Here is a 20,275-nt window from a genome sequence, read left to right as displayed (position 1 = left end):
TGCCTTCAGCTTTGAAAAAGTTTTCTCGGACATTAGCGGTGCGGAGCGTGGGAACGATCAGTCGCCTGACTGGCGCAATCGCTTGTAAAGGGTGTTGCGACTAACCCCGAGCCTGCGGGCTAAATGGGAAATATTTCCCCCAGCCGCCTGCAACTGCCGATTCAATTCCTCGGCATCATTGAGGTCGACGGTTATCGGCTCCGGCGTAACCACCAGCTCCATCTCCAGATCGACAAAAAAATCATCCGGCAAATGCTCCGGCCGCACGGGTTGTTCCTCGGCCATAGCCAGCGCCACCTGCATCACACTACTGACCTGACGCAAATTCCCGGGCCACGGATGGCGACTGAACAGCTCCATCACTTCACGGCTCAAGCCAGCCCATTGGCTCGGTTCGCGGTGCTGTTCCCATAGCCGTTTGAACAGCGCTTCCTTATCGCTGCGTTCGCGCAGCGGCGGCAGTTCCAGGGTCAAACCACCAATGCGGTAATACAAGTCCTCACGAAACCGCCCCAGCTGAACCTGCTCGCGCAACGAGCGGTTGGTCGCTGAAATGATCCGAATGTCCACCGGAAACAATTCGCTGCTGCCCACCGGTTGCACGCAACGCTCCTGCAACACCCGCAGCAGCCGGGCCTGGGTCGGCAGTGGCATGTCGCCGATTTCATCGAGGAACAGCGTGCCTTTATCGGCCTTGCGGATCAGCCCGATGCTGCCTTTCTGGCTGGCGCCGGTGAACGCGCCTTTCTCGTAGCCAAACAGCTCGGATTCCACCAGTTCGGCGGGGATCGCTGCACAGTTGACGGCAATGAACGGCTGTTTGCTGCGTGAACTGGCCTGATGCAGGGCTTTGACGAAGACTTCCTTGCCGACTCCGGTTTCCCCATGGATCAACAGCGGGATGTCCTTTTCCAGCAAGCGCTCGGCCTGGCGCACGGCTTTTTCCACGCGGCTGTCGCCAAAGTGCAGGGTATTGAGGCTGATCGCTGTGGGCGCCGCCACGGTGGGTTCAGCGCTCTTTGTTTCTTCAGAAAACAGATGTGCCTGAATCGGCACTGGTTTCGGTCGCTTTAACAGGCATTGAAAACGGTTGCGCCCCGAGGCTTGCAGGGCAAATGGCAGGCCATCCGGCTGGTTCAGCAGTTCCAGCAATGAGACTTTGAACAGGCTCTCGACGCTGACCCGCGACAGGCTGATCCCCAGCAGATTGTCAGCCCGGCGATTGGCGGATAGTACCTGACCGGTTTCATCGAAAATCAGCAACCCGGCCCATTGGCTGTCGAGGTTGTTCAGCCCGGTGTTGAAGGTCAGTTGGAAATGCTGGCCGTGGAACAGGTTGAGGATCAGCCGGTTCTCCACCGTCTGGCTCATCATTTTGACCATGCCCAGTGTATGGGACGGCGGCAGATAACTGTCGCTGGACACGTCCAGCACCGCGATCACCTTGCGCTCGGCATCGAAAATCGGTGCGGCGGAACCGGTCATGAAGCGGTTGGCCTTGAGAAAATGTTCATCGTGCTCGATGTGCACGGCCTGCTCACAAGCCAAGGCAGTGCCGATCGCGTTGGTGCCGCTGCAACGCTCCATCCAGCTGGCGCCAGCGCTGAAACCGCGGGTGAGGCTCGGCTCGATGAAACGCTGGGTGCCCCAGGACGTCAGCACCTGGCCCTGATTGTCGGCGAGCATGATCAGGCAATTGGAGTTGCTGAGGATGTTCTCGTAATACGGCAGAACTTCCTGATGGGTGGTCTGCACCAGTGAATGCTGGCTCTCCAGCAACTGGGCGATGCCATCGGCCGGCAGCTGATCAAACGCCGGCGCACTCTGATGATCGAGCCCGAACGCGCGGCAGCGGGACCAGGAGTCCTGGATGATGGCGTCGTGGGAGAGCGGCGGGGCAGGTGCGGCCATGGCAGTCGATCTCTGAGCAAGCTTTTATTGTTTTTATGGGTATGCATCACGTTCAAACGCCACATACCCCTGTAGGAGCCAGGCTTGCCGGCGAAGGCGATTTCGACGACGCCTTCGCCGGCAAGCCTGGCTCTACGGGAGCAATGTGTGGCTAAAAACGTCTATAGAGTGTTGTTCACATTTGTTCATTGTCAATCTTTGAACTGTTCAATTGTTCAGTCGCCGTTGTTCATTTCTGTTCAGCAACGAACTCAACTTTTATCTCATTTTGAGAAATTTTAAACCGAATCAACCGCTTGGAATTTCTGGCACGAATGTCGCTGTAGTGCTCAGGTCGCTTGACTCCAATAATAAAAAGGCCGAGCCATGTCACTAGTCCTGGAGCACGTCAGCCGTACCGTCGAGGGTCAGACCTGGATCGACGATGCGTGCCTTAACTTCGAACCCGGATCGTTCAACGTTTTGCTCGGTCGCACGCTGTCCGGCAAAACCAGCCTCATGCGCCTGATGGCCGGTCTGGACAAGCCCGACAGCGGCCGCATCCTGATGAACGGCGTCGACGTCACCCAGCGCCCTGTGCGTTTGCGCAATGTGTCGATGGTTTATCAGCAGTTCATCAATTACCCGACCATGACGGTGTTCGAGAACATCGCCTCGCCGCTGCGTCAGTCCGGCGTTTCCAATGAGCTGATCCAGAGCAAAGTGCTGGAAACCGCAAAGATGCTGCGCATCGAGAAATTCCTTCAGCGCCATCCTTTGGAACTCTCCGGCGGTCAGCAACAGCGCACGGCCATGGCTCGGGCGCTGGTCAAGGACGCCGAGCTGATTCTGTTCGACGAGCCACTGGTGAACCTCGACTACAAACTGCGCGAAGAGCTGCGCCAGGAAATGCGCGAGCTGTTCAAGGCCCGGCACACCATCGCGATTTACGCCACCACTGAACCCAACGAAGCCCTGGCGCTGGGCGGCACCACCACGATTCTTCACGAAGGTCGGGTGATTCAGAGCGGCAAGTCCGCCGAGGTTTATCACCAGCCGCAAACCGTGCTGGCGGCGGAGCTGTTCTCCGAGCCGCCGATCAACCTGATGCCGGGGCGCATCGCCGGCAACGAAGTCAGCTTCGCCAATTTTGTGCACTTCCCGTTGAATGTCGATCTGCGACCGGTGGGCGAGGGCGAGTTCCGTTTCGGCGTGCGCCCCAGCCACATTTCGCTGGTGCCGAGCAACGACGATGACCTGGAACTGGCGGTGACCGTCGAGGTGGCTGAGATCAGCGGTTCGGAAACCTTCCTGCACGTGCGCAACGAGTATTTCCTGCTGGTGCTGCACTTGCCGGGCGTACACGAATACGACGTCGACGCGCCGATTCGCATCTATATCCCGACCCATAAACTGTTTGTGTTCGATAGGCAGGGGCGACTGGTTCAGGCGCCCGGCCGCCGCATTGCGAGGGTTGCCTGATGGCCGAAATCCGTTTGCAGAGCCTTGCCCACAGCTATACCCCAACGCCGTCCGGCCCTGAGGATTATGCGATCCGCGAGATGGATCATGTGTGGGAGCAGGGCGGTGCTTATGCGCTGCTCGGGCCTTCGGGGTGCGGCAAGTCGACCTTGCTCAACATCATTTCCGGGTTGCTCAGTCCGTCCCAAGGGCATGTGCTGTTCGATGGCAAAGCGGTCAATGATCTGACCCCGGAAAAACGCAACATCGCCCAGGTTTTCCAGTTTCCGGTGGTCTACGACACCATGACGGTGTTCGATAACCTGGCCTTTCCTTTGCGCAATCAGGGCATGGCGGAAGCGAAAATTCACACTAAGGTGCAGGAAATCGCTGAAGTCCTCGACCTCCAGGCATTGCTGCACAAGAAAGCCCGCAACCTCAACGCCGATGAAAAACAGAAAGTCTCCATGGGCCGTGGGCTGGTGCGCGATGACGTGTCGGCGATCCTCTTCGATGAACCGCTGACGGTGATCGACCCGCACCTGAAGTGGAAGCTGCGGCGCAAGCTCAAGCAGATCCACGAGCAGTTCAACATCACCATGGTCTACGTCACCCACGATCAACTCGAAGCTTCGACCTTCGCCGACAAGATCGCCGTGATGTATGGCGGGCAGATCGTGCAGTTCGGCACGCCACGGGAATTGTTCGAGCGGCCGAGCCACACCTTTGTCGGTTATTTCATCGGCAGCCCGGGGATGAACCTGATCGAGGTTAAGCCACAAGCCGGCGGTGTCGGTTTTGCCGGGACTCATTTGCCGTTGTCCGACGCGATGCAGAAACGAATCGCCGAGTCCGAATGGAAAACCCTGAAGGTCGGTATTCGCCCGGAGTTCATTCATGTGTGGGATGAACCCTGTGATGACGCGCTGCAGGCACAGGTCGTACACGTCGAAGACTTGGGTACCTACAAGATCTTGACCCTGAACCTCGACGGCGCACCGCTGAAAGTACGCCTGGCCGAAGACAAGCCAGTGCCCGAAGGCACGGCGTACATCAGTTTTCCGGCGCAATGGCTGATGGTCTATGCCGATGATTACCTGCTGGAGGTGCTGCCATGAACAAGGTGCAGAACAACAAAGCCTGGTGGCTGGTGTTGCCGGTATTCCTGCTGGTGGCGTTCAGTGCGGTGATCCCGATGATGACCGTGGTCAACTACTCGGTGCAGGACATCTTCGACCAGTCCAGCCGCTACTTCGTCGGTGCTGACTGGTACAGGCAGGTGCTGCTCGATCCGCGATTGCACGACTCGCTGCTGCGCCAGTTCATCTACTCCGGCTGCGTGTTGCTGATTGAAATCCCGTTGGGCATCGCCATCGCCCTGACCATGCCGACCAAGGGTCGCTGGTCGTCGCTGGTGCTGATCATTCTGGCGATTCCTTTGCTGATCCCGTGGAACGTGGTCGGCACCATCTGGCAGATTTTCGGCCGGGCCGACATCGGTTTGCTCGGTTCGAGCCTCAACGCCATGGGCATCAACTACAACTATGCGGCCAACACCATGGACGCCTGGGTCACGGTGTTGGTGATGGATGTGTGGCACTGGACGTCGCTGGTGGCGCTGTTGTGTTTCTCCGGTTTGCGGGCGATTCCGGATGTGTATTACCAGGCCGCGCGGATTGATCGGGCATCGGCCTGGGCGGTTTTCCGACACATCCAGTTGCCCAAGCTCAAGAGCGTGCTGCTGATCGCGGTGATGCTGCGCTTCATGGACAGCTTCATGATCTACACCGAGCCGTTCGTGCTGACGGGTGGCGGTCCGGGCAATGCCACGACGTTCCTGAGTCAGACGCTGACCCAAATGGCCATCGGGCAATTCGACCTTGGCCCGGCGGCCGCTTTTTCGCTGGTGTACTTCCTGATCATCCTGTTGGTGTCGTGGCTGTTCTATACCGCCATGACTCACTCTGACGCCAATCGGTGAGGCCTGCCATGAGCAAGAGAAAGCTAATCCCGTTGCTGATCTACATCCTGTTCCTGCTGGTGCCGATCTACTGGCTGCTGAACATGTCCTTCAAGAGCAACACCGAAATTCTCGGCGGCCTGACGCTGTTTCCCCAGGATTTCACCTTCGCCAATTACAAGGTGATCTTCACTGACCCGAGCTGGTACACCGGTTACCTCAACTCGCTGTATTACGTGAGTTTCAACACGCTGATCTCCCTGAGCGTGGCGCTGCCGGCGGCGTATGCGTTTTCGCGCTATCGTTTTCTCGGCGACAAGCACCTGTTTTTCTGGCTGCTGACCAACCGCATGGCACCACCGGCGGTGTTCTTGCTGCCGTTCTTTCAGCTGTACTCCTCGATCGGGCTATTCGATACACACATCGCGGTGGCGTTGGCTCACTGTCTGTTCAACGTGCCGTTGGCGGTGTGGATTCTTGAAGGTTTCATGTCCGGTGTTCCCAAGGAAATCGACGAAACCGCCTACATCGACGGCTACAGTTTCCCCAAGTTCTTCGTGAAAATTTTCGTCCCGCTGATCGGCTCCGGGATCGGTGTTACGGCGTTTTTCTGCTTCATGTTTTCCTGGGTCGAGCTATTGCTGGCACGAACCCTGACCTCGGTAAACGCCAAACCCATCGCGGCGGTGATGACCCGTACAGTCTCGGCGTCCGGCATCGACTGGGGCGTTCTGGCGGCAGCAGGGGTTTTGACTATTCTGCCGGGCATGCTGGTGATCTGGTTTGTTCGCAACCACGTGGCCAAGGGTTTTGCCTTGGGCCGAGTATGAGGAATTGATGATGGAATGGATGAGCTGGACCGGCCCCACGGCGGCGTTCTTCAGCGTCATTGCCTTGACTCTGGCGGGCATGACGACCTGGGAATTGCGTTCGCCGAGCATCCCTCGGCGTGGTTTTTTGCCGATTGCCACTACCCGTGGCGATCGGCTGTTTATCGGTCTTCTCGGCAGCGCCTACCTGCATTTGCTGGTAATCGGCGTCACCGACTGGAGCATCTGGGTGGCGTTCGCGTTGTCCCTGGTGTGGCTGTTGGCTGTGATGCGTTGGGGCTAGTCGAATCGCTCGGCAATCGTGCTCCGCCACTTAAACAGGAGGTCTTATGTTCGATAAAAACAATAAGCTGCGACATAGCATTTCATTGGCAGCCCTGCTGGCACTCAGCGGTTTGAGCGCATCTGCCTGGGCCGATGCCTACGAAGATGCTGCGAAGAAATGGATTGGCAGCGAATTCAAACCGTCCACCTTGACTGCCGAACAGCAGCTCGAAGAACTGAAGTGGTTCATCAAGGCGTCCGAGCCGTTTCGCGGGATGAGCATCAAGGTGGTTTCGGAAACCATTGCCACCCACGAATATGAATCCAAGGTGCTGGCCAAGGCCTTCACCGAGATCACCGGGATCAAGCTGACCCACGACTTGCTGCAGGAAGGCGACGTGGTGGAAAAGCTGCAGACCCAGATGCAATCGGACAAGAACATCTATGACGGCTGGGTCAACGACTCGGACCTGATCGGCACGCATTTTCGCTACGGCAAGACCGAATCGATCACCGACCTGATGGCCAACGAAGGCAAGGCCTACACCTCGCCAACGCTGGACATCAAGGACTTCATCGGCATCTCGTTCACCACCGCGCCGGACGGCAAAGTCTATCAACTGCCCGACCAGCAGTTCGCCAACCTCTACTGGTTCCGCGCTGACTGGTTCGAGCGAGCGGATTTGAAAGCCAAGTTCAAAGAAAAGTACGGTTATGAACTGGGCGTACCGGTGAACTGGTCGGCCTATGAAGACATCGCCAAATTCTTCAGCGAAGACGTCAAGGAAATCGACGGCAAGCGCGTCTATGGCCACATGGACTACGGCAAAAAAGATCCGTCCCTCGGTTGGCGTTTCACCGATGCCTGGTTCTCCATGGCCGGCGCTGGCGATAAAGGCATTCCCAATGGCTTGCCGGTGGACGAGTGGGGCATCCGCGTCGAGGATTGTCATCCGGTCGGCTCCAGCGTGACCCGCGGCGGCGACACCAACGGCCCGGCGGCGGTCTATGCCACCACCAAATACGTTGACTGGATGAAAAAATACGCACCACCGGAAGCGGCGGGCATGACCTTTTCCGAATCGGGCCCGGTGCCGTCTCAGGGCAACATTGCCCAGCAAATCTTCTGGTACACCGCGTTTACTGCTGACATGACCAAACCGGGCCTGCCAGTGATGAACGCCGACGGCACACCGAAATGGCGCATGGCGCCGTCGCCGAAAGGTCCGTACTGGGAGGAGGGCATGAAACTCGGTTATCAGGACGCCGGTTCCTGGACCTTCCTCAAGTCCACACCTGAAAAGCAAAAACTCGCGGCCTGGCTGTACGCGCAGTTCGTGACGTCGAAAACCGTATCGCTGAAGAAAACCATTGTCGGCCTGACCCCGATCCGCGAATCGGACATCAACTCTCAAGCCATGACCGACCTGGCACCGAAACTCGGTGGTCTGGTGGAGTTCTATCGCAGCCCGGCACGCGTGCAATGGACTCCGACCGGAACCAATGTGCCGGACTATCCTCGCTTGGCGCAACTGTGGTGGAGCCACATCGCGGAAGCCGCCAGTGGCGAGAAAACCCCGCAACAGGCACTGGACGGTCTGGCCAAGGATCAGGATGCAATCATGACCCGTCTGGAACGCTCCAAGGTACAACCGACCTGCGGACCGAAAATGAATCCTGAGAAGGATGCTCAGTATTGGTTCGACCAGCCGGGTGCGCCGAAAGCGAAACTGGCGAACGAGAAGCCTAAAGGCGAAACCGTGAGCTATGCCGAACTGCTGAAATCGTGGGAGGCGGCGCGTAAGTAATCGTCTGAATGTGAAACGCGAACGGCACCGTAAGGTGCCGTTTTACTTTGTGCCAGTTCCACCGCCATCGCGGGCAAGCCCGCTCCCACAGTTAATCGTAGGAGTTCCCCCAATGGTGTGTTCACTGGAGATCCACTGTGGGAGCGGGCTTGCTCGCGAAGGCGTCATTGAAAACGCCGCAAACACTTCAGGTCAGCGCCGCCAGTTGTTCAACCGTCTCCGGAAAGCGCTCAACCAGCCGGATCAGCGTTGTCGCCTGAGCATTAGGTTTCGCCCGTCCTTGCTCCCAGTTCTCCAGCGTCCGGGTGTTGGTGCGCAAGTACATCGCGAATACCGAACGGGAAAGGTTGAGCTGTTGGCGTATGGCTACCACTTCCTCGGCAGTGATTGGCACCAGTTTTGGCAGTTTGACCTTGTGGGTTCGCAGCGTGACCTTGCCTTGGCGCTCGTCGGCCAAGGCTTCAAGGCCTTCCATCAGTTCGGCAAAAATGTCACGTTTCATGGTGGGATCTCGTGTTGATTTCGCTATATAGAGTTTGTCTGAAAAGTTTCTTCTGGGAAGGCGACAAGTCGTCTTGCTCGTTTTTGCTATATACGGTGAACAGCCAGAATTGATCAAAACCCGACCACCAGTAATAAATCACCCTTAGTCCACTGCGCTTGCCTTTGCCTCGTCGCTGGTCGGAGAAACGGACCTTTCGCAACCCGCCCATACCTTCCACCAGGTCGCCAGTTTCCGGGTTTTTCAGCAGCTCCAGTTGAAAGCTGCGAAACAGTTCGTCGTCCAGGTAGTCATTTCTGTGCTTCTGAAATACGGGTAATTCGATAAAAAGAGCGTCCATGTTCTGTACGTTACCTGCGTATATTTCTATCACAAGAATCGAATAGGTCAAGGCTTCTGTTCCTGCCCAATTCGGTCAAGTCATTACGTTAAAGTCGAAGGCAGGATCGGGATGTAGGACGCGGCTGATTCACCTGCGAGGCGATTCTGGATATTTGGGAGGGGAGGGGCAAAGGTGGGTCGGTTAAACCAAAATTGCTAAATCTGTGTACTTGGCCACTAATGGGTCGGCGGTGAGCAGTTTCATTGGCTCTGTCATGGCCGTTGCAACAATGAGCCGATCGAATGGGTCACGGTGGTGATGTTCGAGGTCTTTCACTGCTATGGCGTGTTCTGAGGTCACTGGTAGTTCGATGAAACCGCTTTCGAGGCTGTACTGCCGGATTTCCTCCAGATCAACGTCTAGCTTTCCTAGTCCAACCTTGATCGCCATCTCCCAGAATGTCGCTGCACTGATGTAAATATCGGCAGCATTCTCAATTAGCTTTCTGGCTTTGCCAGATAGTTTGGGGTCATCACTGAGCGTCCAAAGCAAGATATGTGTGTCGAGCAGAACCCTCATTCGTGAGTCCCCTCAAAAGCATCCAGTATTTCGTCGGGAAGCGGCGCATCAAAGTCGTCAGCGAGAACCAGTTTGCCTTTCATTGCGCCGATACGACGTCCGCAGGGCTTGCCCACGGGGACTAATCGGGCAAGGGCTCGCCCATGTTTGGCAATAGTGATGATCTGCCCGGCTGCCGCGTCATCGACGAGCTTGGACAAATTGTTTTTTGCTTCGGCTAACGGAACGATGATCATAAGTTCTCCTGCATATTCTGGACAAATATAGCCAGAATATTTGGAGACGGCAAAGGCGAGAGGACGATAGGTCAAACTGTTGGTCGAGTGAGCGGTGAATTCAAAACCATTTTCCGACCTCGAAAGAATTTCTAGCTTCATTGGATGCTCCTGATTAGCTCTTCACCCACCTTAGCGCTCAGCAGCAGCTGGCGAATGTCAGCCAATGCTGATGTCTTCGCAGTCCTTTTCCGAGAAAGGGGAGAGCAATCCCCAAAACGCAAAACGGCACCCGAAGGTGCCGTTTTTGTTTGTAACCAAGTATCGCTTAAGCGATCAACCCGCCAACCCCGTTTGCTGAACCAGGTTCAGCAGCGGCTGTGGATACAGGCCGAGGAAGAACGCCAGTACGGCAATCGCCAGCAGCATCACGCCGCCTGCACGTTGTTCCCAGTGCAGTTGGGCATCGTGGCGACGCAGGTTCGGTTCCATCAGGTACAGGGTGACCATGACGCGCAGGTAGTAGAAGACGCCAATGGCGCTGCCCAGTACCAGGGAGCCGACCAGCCACCATTGCTGCGATTCGACACCGGTGGCGATGATGTAGAACTTGCCGATGAAGCCCGCGGTCAGCGGGATACCGGCCAGGGACAGCATCATCACGGTCAGGACGGCGGTCAGGTACGGACGGCGCCAGAACAGGCCGCGGTATTCGTACAGGGCATCCGCGTCACGGCCGTTGTATGGCGAGGACATCAGGGTGATCACCCCGAACGCGCCGAGGCTGGTGATCACGTAGGTGACCAGGTACACGCCGATGGCTTCCACGGCCAGGCCTTTGCTCGCCACCAGGGCGATCAGCAGGTAGCCGAAGTGGGCGATGGACGAGTAACCCAGCAGACGCTTGAGGTTGCTCTGGGTCAGTGCCAGCAGGTTACCGAACAGGATCGACGCGATGGCGATGATGGTCAGTACGTCGCTCAGCACACCGCTGCTCGCCGCTGGCGAGATCTGGAACAGACGCACCATCACTGCAAACACAGCGACTTTCGACGCGGTGGCCAGGAACGCTGCCACCGGTGCCGGAGCACCTTCGTAAACGTCCGGGGTCCAGAGGTGGAACGGTACCAGCGACAGTTTGAACGCCAGGCCGATCAACATCATGCCCAGGCCTAGTTGAGCCAGAGAACTTGGCAGACCGGTGGCCGCCAGGGCCTGACCGATGCCGTTGAAGCTCAGGCTGCCAGCGTCGGCGTAGAGCAGGGCCATACCGAACAACAGGAACGCGGAACCGGCGGCCGACAGCACCATGTACTTGATGCCGGCTTCCAGCGAGCGCTTGTTGAAGAAGGCGTAAGCCACCAGACCGTAGACCGGTACCGAGAGCAGTTCCAGACCAACGAACAACCCGGCCAGGTGCTGCGCGCTGACCAGCACCAGGCCACCGGCGGCGGACATCAGGATCAGCAGGTAAAGTTCTTCACGGTTGCCCGGGTAACCCGAACCGCCATCGCCGAGGTAGGCGTGGGCGAGGGTCACACAGGCGAGGGTGGCGACCAGGATCAGCGCCATGTACAAGCAAGCGAACGTGTCGATCTGCAGCAGTGGCGTCACGGCCAGCGGCGCGACTTTCAGAGCTGGGAGGATCGACAGCAAAGCCAGGTTCAGACCTGCCACCGACAGCAGAAAGGTCTGTGAGTGGTTGCGGCGCCATGCGATAGCCAGCATCACCACGATGATCGTGGCGCTGGTGATCAACAATGGCGCAAGCGCGATAAAGTGTTGAGTCGTGAATTCCATAGCGCTCTTACCGGGCCGAAGCGAGTTGAGTGAAGGCGGTGCCGAGCCACTGCTGCACGCCATGCATCGTCGCGGCAGAGGTGTCGAGGAACGGTTGCGGGTACACGCCGATGTAGATCAGCAACGCCGCCAGTCCAACCACCATGATCAGTTCGCGACCGTCCATGCCATGCAGCACCGCGTCCGATTTCGACGGGCCGAAGAAGGCACGATGGACCATGATCAGCGAGTAGACCGAGCCGAACACCAGACCGGATGTAGCGATCACGGTGATCCATGGAGCGCTGGCGAAGGTGCCGATCAGGATCAGGAACTCACCGACAAAGTTACCGGTCGCCGGCAAGCCCAGCGACGCGGCGGCGAAGAACAGGCTAAGGGCCGGCAGGTAGGCAATCTTCGACCACAGGCCACCCATCTCTCGCATATCGCGGGTGTGGGTACGCTCGTACAACTGACCGGAGAGGATAAAGAGTGCCGCGGCCGACAAACCGTGCGCCAGCATCTGCATCACCGCGCCCTGCAGCGCCAGTTGGCTGCCGGAGTAGATGCCGATCAGCACGAAGCCCATGTGGGAAACGGACGAGAAGGCGATCAGACGCTTGATGTCGGTTTGCGCGAAGGCCAGGAACGCACCGTAGAAAATCCCGATCAGACCCAGGGTCATGGCGAACGGCGCGAACTCGGCCGAGGCATTCGGGAACAGCGGCAGGGCGAAACGCAGCAGGCCATACGCAGCAGTCTTCAACAAGATACCGGCCAGGTCCACGGAACCCGCGGTCGGTGCCTGGGCGTGAGCATCAGGCAACCAGGAGTGGAACGGTACGACTGGCAGCTTGACCGCGAAGGCGATGAAGAAGCCGAGCATCAGGATGTACTCGGTGGTCATCGACATCTTGGTCTTCAACAGATCGGCGTAGTTGAAGGTAATCACGCCGGTGTCGTTGAAGTTGACCAGTACCAGACCCAGGATCGCCACCAACATGATCAGGCCGGAAGCCTGAGTGAAGATGAAGAACTTGGTCGCCGCGTAGATCCGGGTTTTCTTGCCGTCCGAAGAACTGTGACCCCAGAGCGCGATGAGGAAGTACATCGGCACCAGCATCATTTCCCAGAAGAAGAAGAACATGAACAGGTCGAGGGCGAGGAACACGCCGACGACACCGCCCAGGATCCACATCAGGTTCAGGTGGAAGAAGCCCACATGACGCTGAATCTCTTTCCACGAGCAGAGTACCGAGAGGACACCCAGCAGACCGGTCAGCAGGATCATCAACAGCGACAGGCCGTCGAGGGCCAGGTGCACGTTGATGCCGAAGCGCTGGATCCAGACGTGTTTGAACTCAATCACCCACGTCGGATCGGCACCAGGCGCCGGTGCCAATGAATAGTCACCGTTGGCCCACAGCCAGAGGCCGAGGGAGAGCAGCAGGGACATGGTGATCAGCGCAATCCAGCGGGGGAGGGTAGCGCCGAAGCGCTCACCCATCCAGCACAGCAGGCCGCCGATGAAGGGGATCAGGATTAGCCAAGGCAGAATCATGACGGGCTCGTTTCCTTTCGCAAGTTCGCAAGGTTCATATCAGACCGCTACCAGCACGACGGCGCCGATTACCAGCACGGCACCAGCAGCCATCGAGGCGGCATACCAACGCAATTGACCGGTCTCGGTGCGGCTCAGGGCGGTGTGACCGCCTTTGGCCATACGCGGGATCAGACCGATAGTCTGGTCAAGCGGGTCTTTGCGCAGTACATGGCTGATCGCAAGGTAAGGCTTGACGAACAGTTTGTCGTAGATCCAGTCGAAGCCCCAGGCAGCGAACCACCAGGCTGAAAGGACGCGGCCGATGCCGCTGTTGGCGACGGCGGTGGCGAAGCGACGCTTGCCGAGGAACAGCAGCGCTGCCAGCAGGATACCGGCCAGGGCGATGGCGCCCGAGGCGATTTCCAGACTGTGCTTGGCTTCGCCACCGGCATGGCCGACGCTTTCCGGCAGCACACCGTGCAACGGCGGAACGATCATCGCGCCGACGAACGTCGACAGTACGATCAACACCGACAACGGCAGCCAGTGAGCGATACCGTGACCGGCATGCGCTTCGGTCTTCGCTTCACCGTGGAACGCAATGAAGATCAGGCGGAAGGTGTACAGCGAGGTCATGAAGGCACCGACCAGACCTGCATAAAGCAGACCCTGGTTACCGCTGGCAAACGCTTCCCAAAGGATTTCATCCTTGGAGTAGAAGCCTGCGGTTACCAGAGGCAAGGCCGCCAAAGCCGCGCCGCCGACGATGAAGCTGGCGTAGGCCAGTGGCAGTTTCTTCCACAGACCGCCCATCTTGAAGATGTTCTGCTCGTGGTGGCAGGCAACGATCACCGCACCGGAGGCAAGGAACAGCAGTGCCTTGAAGAAGGCGTGGGTCATCAGGTGGAAGATCGCGCCATCCCATGCGCCGACGCCCAGGGCCAGGAACATGTAGCCGATCTGGCTCATGGTCGAGTAGGCGAGGATACGTTTGATGTCGGTCTGAACCAGTGCGGCAAAACCTGCCAGCACCAACGTCACGCCACCGACAACGCCGACCAGGTGCAGGATATCCGGCGCCAGGGCGAACAAGCCGTGAGTACGGGCGATCAGGTAGACACCGGCGGTCACCATGGTCGCGGCGTGGATCAGTGCCGAAACCGGCGTCGGACCGGCCATCGCATCTGCCAGCCAGGTTTGCAGCGGCAGTTGTGCGGATTTACCGACAGCGCCGCCCAGCAGCATCAGGGTCGCCAGAACGATCCAGAAGTCACCGGCCTTGAAGTGCTCAGGCGCCTTGACCAGCAGCTCCTGAATGTTCAGCGTGCCCAACTGCTGGAACAGGATGAATAGGCCGATGGCCATGAACACGTCGCCGACGCGGGTCACGATGAAGGCTTTGAGTGCCGCGTTACCGTTGTTGCGGTTGCTATAGTAGAAACCGATCAACAGGTACGAGCACAGGCCCACGCCTTCCCAGCCGAAGTACACGAACAGCAGGTTATCGGCCAGGACCAGGAACAGCATGCTGGCGATAAACAGGTTGGTGTAGGCAAAGAAGCGCGAGTAGCCGGCTTCACCGCGCATGTACCAGGACGCGAACAGGTGGATCAGGAAGCCGACGCCAACCACCACACCGAGCATGGTCAGTGACAGACCATCCAGGTACAGCGCGAAGTCAGGCGTGAAGCCTTCCACCGCCATCCACTGCCACAACACGTGGGTGTAGTGACCGCCTTCAGGGGGCGCAACGTTGAACTGCCAGATGATGTAAGCAGTGACGATTGCCGACAGGCCAATGGAGCCGACGCCGATCAGCGCCGAAAGGTTTTCCGACCAGCGACCGCGTGAGAACGCCAGCAGCAGAAAACCTATGAGAGGGAATACGAAAGTCAGATAGAGAAGGTTCATCCGCGCATCTCGCTGGCAGCGTCGATATCGAGAGTGTGGAAGCGGCGATACAGCTGCAACAGAATCGCCAGGCCAATACTGGCCTCGGCGGCTGCCAGGCTGATCACCAGGATGAACATGATCTGTCCATCCGGTTGACCCCAGCGGCTACCGGCAACGATGAACGCCAACGCGGAGGCATTCATCATGACCTCCAGGCTCATCAGCACGAAGAGAATGTTGCGCCGGACCATCAGGCCGACCAGACCGAGGCAGAACAGGATGCCGGCGACCGCCAGACCATGCTCCAAAGGGATAGCAGGCATCGTCATTGCTCCTTGGCTTCATTGCGGCCCAAGTGGAACGCCGTGACGGCTGCGGCGAGCAGCAGCATCGAGGCGAGTTCGACCACCAGCAGATACGGACCGAACAGGCTGATGCCCACGGCCTTGGCGTCTACGGTGGTGTGGCCGATGGCCTGACCGCTGGCATCGCTGAACAGCACGTACAGCAATTCAACCAGCAGCAAAGTGCCGAGGGCGACCGGGCCGAGCCAGATACCGGGCTTGAGCCAGACGCGCTCTTGCTGAACCGAGGCCGGGCCCAGGTTCAGCATCATCACCACGAACACGAACAGCACCATGATGGCGCCGGCGTAGGCGATCACTTCCAGTACACCGGCAAACGGTGCGCCAAGGGCGAAGAACGTCATGGCCACGGCGATCAGCGAAATGATCAGGTAGAGCAGGGCGTGCACGGGGTTGGTGTTGGTGATCACGCGAAGCGTGGACACAACCGCGATACCCGATGCGAAATAGAAAGCGAATTCCATCTTTCTTCCTTAAGGCAGCAAGCTCTTCACGTTGATCGGCTGGGCTTCATTCTGCGCGGAGCCTTTCGGCTTCCCGGCAATCGCCATACCTGCAACACGATAGAAGTTGTAATCAGGGTTTTTGCCGGGGCCAGAGATCAAAAGATCTTCTTTCTCGTACACCAGGTCCTGACGTTTGAACTCGGCCATTTCGAAATCCGGTGTCAACTGGATCGCGGTGGTCGGGCAGGCTTCCTCGCAGAGGCCGCAGAAAATGCAGCGCGAGAAGTTGATACGGAAAAACTCCGGGTACCAGCGGCCGTCATCGGTTTCAGCTTTCTGCAGCGAGATGCAACCCACCGGGCAGGCCACGGCGCACAGGTTGCAGGCTACACAACGTTCTTCGCCGTCGGGGTCGCGGGTCAGCACGATACGTCCACGGAAGCGCGGTGGCAGGTACACGGCTTCTTCCGGGTACTGCAGCGTGTCGCGCTTGCGGAAGGCGTGGCCGAAAATCATCACCAGGCTGCGAAGCTGGGTGAAGAAGCCATGCACGATGTCAAAAATGTACTTCATGATTCTCTATCCTCACTGAGCCGCGACGGCGGGCGTGTTGAGCAACACGACCGCAGCGGTCACCAGCATGTTGACGAGGGTCAGCGGCAGGCAGAACTTCCAGCTGAAATCCATCACTTGGTCATACCGTGGGCGCGGAATCGAGGCGCGCAGCAGGATGAAGAACATGATGAAGAACGCGGTTTTCAGTGCGAACCAGATGAACGGGATCTGCGGCAGAATGCCGAACGGACCGTGCCAGCCACCGAAGAACAAGGTCACCAGCAGCGCCGAAATCAACACGATGCCGATGTACTCGCCGACGAAGAACATGCCCCATTTCATGCCGGCGTATTCAATGTGGTAACCGTCGGCCAGTTCCTGTTCCGCTTCCGGCTGGTCGAACGGGTGACGGTGAGTCACGGCGACGCCAGCGATGAAGAAGGTCAGGAAACCGAAGATCTGCGGAATGATGAACCACAGGTTCTGCGCCTGGTATTCAACGATGTCGCGCATGTTGAACGAGCCAACCTGGATCACGATGCCCATCAGCGACAGGCCCATGAACACTTCGTACGACACGGTTTGTGCCGAGGCCCGCAAGCTGCCCAACAGGGCGAACTTGTTGTTACTCGACCAGCCGGCGAACAGCACCGCGTAGACCGACAGACCGGCCATGGCGAAGAAGAACAGGATGCCGATGTTGATATCCGCCACGCCCCAGGTCGGGGTGATCGGGATGATCGCGAAGGCAATCAGCAAGGCGCTCATGGCCACGACCGGCGCCAATGTGAAGATCACTTTGTCGGCGAACGGCGGGGTCCAGTCTTCCTTGAAGAACATCTTGATCATGTCGGCGGCGATCTGGAACGCGCCGAACGGGCCAACGCGGTTCGGACCGTAACGGTCCTGCCAGAGGGCGAGCAGACGACGCTCGACCCAGCTCAGCAGCGCGCCGCACACCACCACAGCGAGCAGAATCACGATGGCCTTGAGGACCGCGATGATTACGTCGATCACTTCAGGCGTGAACCAGGTCATAGCGCTGCCTCCTGCAGACCGTCAACGGATTTGCCAAAGATCGCAGGCGGAATACCAGCGAAACCGGCCGGCAATGCGACCAGACCGGCACCCAGCTCTTCGTTGATGCGCAGCGGCAGACGCAAGGTCTGGCCGGCCACATTCAAGCTCAGCAGGGCACCGTCATTGACGCCCAGACGATCGGCTTCGGACTTGGCCAGCGACAGGTAAGGGGCTGGAATGCGTTCTTGAACCGGCGCGGCTTTGGAAGAGTTCTCTTCGCTGCCGAACAGGTGGAAGAACGGCACGACCTGCCAAGTGCCCGGAGCCGGGTTGAACGCGCGCGGAACACTGGCGAACCAGTTCAGCGAATCCCCGGTGCTTTCGATCAGGCGAGTGCCCGGGTCGCCCGCACGCAGGTGACCACCGACTTCGTCCTGGAATTTGTTCCAGGCTTGCGGCGAGTTCCAGCCCGGCGACCAGGCGAATGGTACCTGCTGACGCGGTTCGGCCGAGCCCGAGTAACCTTCCATGGAGAACGCGAATGCAGTGTCGTTGTCCTGGGAAGTACGCGGTTCGTGCACGCTGATGTCGGCGCGCATGGCGGTCCGGCCGCTGTAACGCAGCGGTTCGCGAGCCAGCTTCAGGCCTTTGATACGGAACGCCGCGGACGGTGCGGCATCGACGATGCGCGCCAGTTGCGGTTTGCTCGCAGCAACGGCAGCGGTGACGTGGTCCAGTTGGGTCCAGTCGATCGGCTGGTTCAACAGGGTCGAACGCAGGGCATGCAGCCAGCGCCAGCCTTCGTGAACCAGAATGCTTGCGTCGAGGTAAGTCGGGTCGAAGACCTGGAAGAAACGCTGGGCGCGGCCTTCCTGGCTGACCAGCGTACCGTCGCCTTCAGCGAAGCTGGCGGCTGGCAGAACCAGGTGCGCGCGATCGCTGGTGGCGGTCTTCTGATGGTCTGCCACGATCACCACTTTCGCAGCGTTCAGGGCAGCATCGACCTTGGCTTTGTCGGTGCGGGTGTACAGATCGTTTTCCAGCACGACGATGGCGTCGGCCTTGCCGTCGATCACCGCTTGCAGGGCGGCGTCGACCGAGTCACCACCGAGCATGGCCAGGCCGAGGCTGTTGGCCTCTGGCACGATCAGGCTGATGGAACCGTTCTTCTCGCGCAGCTTCAGCGCCTTCGCAATGTTGGCAGCAGCCTCAATCAATGCCTTGGAACCCAGCGAGGTGCCGGCAATGATCAGCGGACGCTTGGCCGCGAGCAGGGCGTTGGCGATGCGCTGAGCCAGTTCGAGGGCTTCAGCGTCCAGGCCTTCAACGGCCGGCGCGCTGGCATCGAGGGCGTGAGCCACGGCGAAACCGATGCGGGCCAAGTCGTCGGGAGCTGCGTGAACGCATTCTTCAGCCACGTCGTCGAGCTTGGTTTCAGCCAGGCTGGCGATGAACAGCGGGTTCAGCGCGTCCTGACCGATGTTCTTCACCGCGGCATCGAGCCACGGCTGAACGCGCATGGCATCGGCCATGTCTTCGGCCTTGCCCTTGACCGATTGACGCAGGGCCAGGGCCATGCGCGCAGCAGTCTGGGTCAGGTCTTCGCCGAGGACGAAAATCGCATCGTGATCTTCGATGTCGCGCATGTTCGGGATCGGCAGCGGGCTGTCTTTGAGCACCTGCACAACCAGACGAATGCGCTCAAGCTCAGCGGCTTCGATACCGGAGTAGAAGTGCTCGGCGCCGACCAGTTCAAGCAGCGCGTAGTTGCTTTCGAGGCTGGCGCGCGGCGAACCGATACCGACGATATTGCGACCGCGCAGCAGGTCGGCGGCTTTATCCAGCGCTTCGTCGAGGCTCAGCTTCGCGCCATTGGCCAGCAGAGGCTGACGCGGGCGGTCTTCGCGGTTGACGTAGCCATAGCCGAAACGGCCACGGTCGCACAGGAAGTACTGGTTCACCGAACCGTTGAAACGGTTTTCGATGCGACGCAGTTCGCCGTAACGCTCACCCGGGGAAATGTTGCAACCGCTGGAGCAGCCATGGCAGATGCTCGGCGAGAACTGCATGTCCCACTTACGGTTGTAGCGCTCGGAGTGAGTCTTGTCGGTGAACACACCGGTCGGGCAGACCTCGGTGAGGTTGCCGGAGAACTCGCTTTCCAGGGTGCCGTCTTCAACGCGACCGAAGTACACGTTGTCGTGGGCGCCGAATACACCGAGGTCGGTGCCGCCGGCGTAGTCTTTATAGAAGCGCACGCAGCGATAGCAAGCGATGCAGCGGTTCATTTCGTGGGAAATGAACGGGCCCAGTTGCTGGTTCTGGTGAGTACGCTTGGTAAAACGATAACGGCGCTCGTTGTGGCCGGTCATCACCGTCATGTCTTGCAGATGGCAGTGACCGCCTTCCTCACAGACCGGGCAGTCGTGAGGGTGGTTGGTCATCAGCCATTCAACGACGCTGGCGCGAAACACTTTCGCTTCTTCGTCGTCGATGGAGATCCAGCTGCCGTCGGTAGCTGGCGTCATGCACGACATGACGATCCGACCACGCTTGTCGTTCTCGTCGGTGTACTGCTTGACCGCGCACTGGCGGCAAGCGCCAACGCTGCCAAGGGCTGGGTGCCAGCAGAAATAAGGGATATCGAGGCCTAGCGACAGACACGCCTGTAACAGGTTGTCTGCCCCATCGACTTCGAGCTCTTTGCCGTCTACGTGGATAGTGGCCATGGTTCAAAGTTCTTCGTTGGCCCGGTGTCAGCGGGCGTGGCTAATGGAATCTTGTTATCCGTCCGAATCCAAACAGCCTCGAAAGGCGTCATCGGACGAAAAGGCGAAGGGCAC

At 58.8% G+C, this 20,275-nt stretch carries 19 protein-coding genes; 6 read left to right on the top strand and 13 right to left on the bottom strand.

Annotated features, from left to right (window positions below; all coding sequences use genetic code 11):
• Window positions 1-57: 57 nt before the first annotated feature.
• Window positions 58-1,911 carry a sigma-54-dependent Fis family transcriptional regulator gene (locus MEB48_RS05310; protein ID WP_237882561.1) on the bottom strand — a complete coding sequence of 618 codons (1,854 nt, stop codon included), beginning with the start codon at window positions 1,909-1,911 and terminating at the stop codon, window positions 58-60.
• 366 nt (window positions 1,912-2,277) lie between these two features.
• Between MEB48_RS05310 and MEB48_RS05305 the strand changes: the two genes are divergently transcribed.
• Genes MEB48_RS05305 through MEB48_RS05280 form a run of 6 tightly spaced genes read left to right on the top strand, consistent with a single transcriptional unit; the run spans window position 2,278 to window position 8,213 of the window.
• Window positions 2,278-3,372 (top strand): ABC transporter ATP-binding protein, encoded by a 1,095-nt coding sequence (locus tag MEB48_RS05305; protein WP_237882559.1) that lies wholly within the window; start codon window positions 2,278-2,280, stop codon window positions 3,370-3,372.
• Entirely contained in the window at window positions 3,372-4,469 is a 1,098-nt protein-coding gene (locus MEB48_RS05300) for an ABC transporter ATP-binding protein (RefSeq protein ID WP_237882557.1), read from the top strand. The genes MEB48_RS05305 and MEB48_RS05300 overlap by 1 nt, the downstream gene beginning before the upstream one ends.
• A complete protein-coding gene (locus tag MEB48_RS05295) occupies window positions 4,466-5,332 on the top strand; it encodes a carbohydrate ABC transporter permease (protein WP_157712578.1) in 867 nt (288 codons plus the stop codon). The genes MEB48_RS05300 and MEB48_RS05295 overlap by 4 nt, the downstream gene beginning before the upstream one ends.
• Before the next feature lie 8 nt (window positions 5,333-5,340).
• Window positions 5,341-6,141: a carbohydrate ABC transporter permease gene (locus tag MEB48_RS05290; protein ID WP_123358324.1), complete on the top strand. Its 801-nt coding sequence runs from the start codon at window positions 5,341-5,343 to the stop codon at window positions 6,139-6,141.
• 10 nt (window positions 6,142-6,151) lie between these two features.
• Window positions 6,152-6,424, top strand: coding sequence for a DUF2160 domain-containing protein (locus MEB48_RS05285; protein WP_038983664.1), 273 nt, complete (start codon window positions 6,152-6,154; stop codon window positions 6,422-6,424).
• A 46-nt stretch (window positions 6,425-6,470) separates the two neighbouring features.
• Window positions 6,471-8,213 (top strand): ABC transporter substrate-binding protein, encoded by a 1,743-nt coding sequence (locus MEB48_RS05280; RefSeq protein ID WP_095053160.1) that lies wholly within the window; start codon window positions 6,471-6,473, stop codon window positions 8,211-8,213.
• Window positions 8,214-8,400: 187 nt separating this feature from the next.
• Here the strand turns inward: MEB48_RS05280 and MEB48_RS05275 are convergent, their stop codons facing one another.
• The 12 genes from MEB48_RS05275 to nuoG all read right to left on the bottom strand — a co-directional run bounded on the left by MEB48_RS05275 (window position 8,401) and on the right by nuoG (window position 20,161).
• Window positions 8,401-8,715, bottom strand: coding sequence for a helix-turn-helix domain-containing protein (locus tag MEB48_RS05275; protein WP_007896134.1), 315 nt, complete (start codon window positions 8,713-8,715; stop codon window positions 8,401-8,403).
• A complete protein-coding gene (locus MEB48_RS05270; RefSeq protein ID WP_237882784.1) occupies window positions 8,705-9,055 on the bottom strand; it encodes a type II toxin-antitoxin system RelE/ParE family toxin in 351 nt (116 codons plus the stop codon). The genes MEB48_RS05275 and MEB48_RS05270 overlap by 11 nt, the downstream gene beginning before the upstream one ends.
• 183 nt (window positions 9,056-9,238) lie before the next feature.
• The gene (locus MEB48_RS05265) at window positions 9,239-9,616 is read right to left on the bottom strand and encodes a type II toxin-antitoxin system VapC family toxin (protein ID WP_237882555.1); all 378 of its coding nucleotides are present in this window, start codon (window positions 9,614-9,616) and stop codon (window positions 9,239-9,241) included.
• The gene (locus MEB48_RS05260) at window positions 9,613-9,993 is read right to left on the bottom strand and encodes a type II toxin-antitoxin system Phd/YefM family antitoxin (protein WP_237882553.1); all 381 of its coding nucleotides are present in this window, start codon (window positions 9,991-9,993) and stop codon (window positions 9,613-9,615) included. Before MEB48_RS05260 ends, MEB48_RS05265 begins: the two co-directional genes overlap by 4 nt.
• Before the next feature lie 174 nt (window positions 9,994-10,167).
• Entirely contained in the window at window positions 10,168-11,631 is a 1,464-nt protein-coding gene (gene nuoN, locus MEB48_RS05255; RefSeq protein WP_237882551.1) for an NADH-quinone oxidoreductase subunit NuoN, read from the bottom strand.
• Window positions 11,632-11,638: 7 nt separating this feature from the next.
• Window positions 11,639-13,171: an NADH-quinone oxidoreductase subunit M gene (gene nuoM, locus MEB48_RS05250; RefSeq protein WP_237882549.1), complete on the bottom strand. Its 1,533-nt coding sequence runs from the start codon at window positions 13,169-13,171 to the stop codon at window positions 11,639-11,641.
• A gap of 39 nt (window positions 13,172-13,210) precedes the next feature.
• Entirely contained in the window at window positions 13,211-15,064 is a 1,854-nt protein-coding gene (gene nuoL / locus MEB48_RS05245; RefSeq protein ID WP_237882547.1) for an NADH-quinone oxidoreductase subunit L, read from the bottom strand.
• The gene (nuoK, locus tag MEB48_RS05240) at window positions 15,061-15,369 is read right to left on the bottom strand and encodes an NADH-quinone oxidoreductase subunit NuoK (RefSeq protein WP_007905077.1); all 309 of its coding nucleotides are present in this window, start codon (window positions 15,367-15,369) and stop codon (window positions 15,061-15,063) included. The genes nuoL and nuoK overlap by 4 nt, the downstream gene beginning before the upstream one ends.
• Before the next feature lie 2 nt (window positions 15,370-15,371).
• On the bottom strand, window positions 15,372-15,875 hold the full coding sequence (nuoJ, locus tag MEB48_RS05235) for an NADH-quinone oxidoreductase subunit J (RefSeq protein ID WP_007905076.1): 504 nt from the start codon (window positions 15,873-15,875) through the stop codon (window positions 15,372-15,374).
• 9 nt (window positions 15,876-15,884) lie between these two features.
• Window positions 15,885-16,430: an NADH-quinone oxidoreductase subunit NuoI gene (gene nuoI, locus MEB48_RS05230; protein ID WP_198044941.1), complete on the bottom strand. Its 546-nt coding sequence runs from the start codon at window positions 16,428-16,430 to the stop codon at window positions 15,885-15,887.
• Between the two features lie 12 nt (window positions 16,431-16,442).
• Window positions 16,443-17,450, bottom strand: coding sequence for an NADH-quinone oxidoreductase subunit NuoH (nuoH, locus tag MEB48_RS05225; RefSeq protein ID WP_237882545.1), 1,008 nt, complete (start codon window positions 17,448-17,450; stop codon window positions 16,443-16,445).
• Window positions 17,447-20,161 (bottom strand): NADH-quinone oxidoreductase subunit NuoG, encoded by a 2,715-nt coding sequence (gene nuoG / locus MEB48_RS05220; protein WP_237882543.1) that lies wholly within the window; start codon window positions 20,159-20,161, stop codon window positions 17,447-17,449. The genes nuoH and nuoG overlap by 4 nt, the downstream gene beginning before the upstream one ends.
• Window positions 20,162-20,275: the final 114 nt, after the last annotated feature.

The sequence above is a fragment of the Pseudomonas sp. PGPR40 genome (assembly GCF_022014505.1).
GTDB lineage: Bacteria > Pseudomonadota > Gammaproteobacteria > Pseudomonadales > Pseudomonadaceae > Aquipseudomonas.
The sequence above is the reverse complement of the archived record's forward strand: the minus strand, read 5'-3'. Positions and strand labels throughout refer to the sequence as shown.

Excerpts from the sequence above, each read along its gene's own strand:
- MEB48_RS05280 (WP_095053160.1), top strand. The coding sequence starts at position 6,471 with ATGTTCGATAAAAACAATAAGCTGCGACATAGCATTTCATTGGCAGCC.
- MEB48_RS05260 (WP_237882553.1), bottom strand. The coding sequence starts at position 9,993 with ATGAAGCTAGAAATTCTTTCGAGGTCGGAAAATGGTTTTGAATTCACC.
- nuoN (WP_237882551.1), bottom strand. The coding sequence starts at position 11,631 with ATGGAATTCACGACTCAACACTTTATCGCGCTTGCGCCATTGTTGATC.
- nuoH (WP_237882545.1), bottom strand. The coding sequence starts at position 17,450 with ATGACCTGGTTCACGCCTGAAGTGATCGACGTAATCATCGCGGTCCTC.
- MEB48_RS05305 (WP_237882559.1), top strand. The coding sequence starts at position 2,278 with ATGTCACTAGTCCTGGAGCACGTCAGCCGTACCGTCGAGGGTCAGACC.
- nuoM (WP_237882549.1), bottom strand. The coding sequence starts at position 13,171 with ATGATTCTGCCTTGGCTAATCCTGATCCCCTTCATCGGCGGCCTGCTG.
- MEB48_RS05310 (WP_237882561.1), bottom strand. The coding sequence starts at position 1,911 with ATGGCCGCACCTGCCCCGCCGCTCTCCCACGACGCCATCATCCAGGAC.
- MEB48_RS05270 (WP_237882784.1), bottom strand. The coding sequence starts at position 9,055 with ATGGACGCTCTTTTTATCGAATTACCCGTATTTCAGAAGCACAGAAAT.
- MEB48_RS05300 (WP_237882557.1), top strand. The coding sequence starts at position 3,372 with ATGGCCGAAATCCGTTTGCAGAGCCTTGCCCACAGCTATACCCCAACG.
- nuoI (WP_198044941.1), bottom strand. The coding sequence starts at position 16,430 with ATGAAGTACATTTTTGACATCGTGCATGGCTTCTTCACCCAGCTTCGC.
- MEB48_RS05285 (WP_038983664.1), top strand. The coding sequence starts at position 6,152 with ATGGAATGGATGAGCTGGACCGGCCCCACGGCGGCGTTCTTCAGCGTC.
- MEB48_RS05295 (WP_157712578.1), top strand. The coding sequence starts at position 4,466 with ATGAACAAGGTGCAGAACAACAAAGCCTGGTGGCTGGTGTTGCCGGTA.
- MEB48_RS05275 (WP_007896134.1), bottom strand. The coding sequence starts at position 8,715 with ATGAAACGTGACATTTTTGCCGAACTGATGGAAGGCCTTGAAGCCTTG.
- nuoG (WP_237882543.1), bottom strand. The coding sequence starts at position 20,161 with ATGGCCACTATCCACGTAGACGGCAAAGAGCTCGAAGTCGATGGGGCA.
- nuoK (WP_007905077.1), bottom strand. The coding sequence starts at position 15,369 with ATGCCTGCTATCCCTTTGGAGCATGGTCTGGCGGTCGCCGGCATCCTG.
- MEB48_RS05290 (WP_123358324.1), top strand. The coding sequence starts at position 5,341 with ATGAGCAAGAGAAAGCTAATCCCGTTGCTGATCTACATCCTGTTCCTG.
- nuoJ (WP_007905076.1), bottom strand. The coding sequence starts at position 15,875 with ATGGAATTCGCTTTCTATTTCGCATCGGGTATCGCGGTTGTGTCCACG.
- MEB48_RS05265 (WP_237882555.1), bottom strand. The coding sequence starts at position 9,616 with ATGAGGGTTCTGCTCGACACACATATCTTGCTTTGGACGCTCAGTGAT.
- nuoL (WP_237882547.1), bottom strand. The coding sequence starts at position 15,064 with ATGAACCTTCTCTATCTGACTTTCGTATTCCCTCTCATAGGTTTTCTG.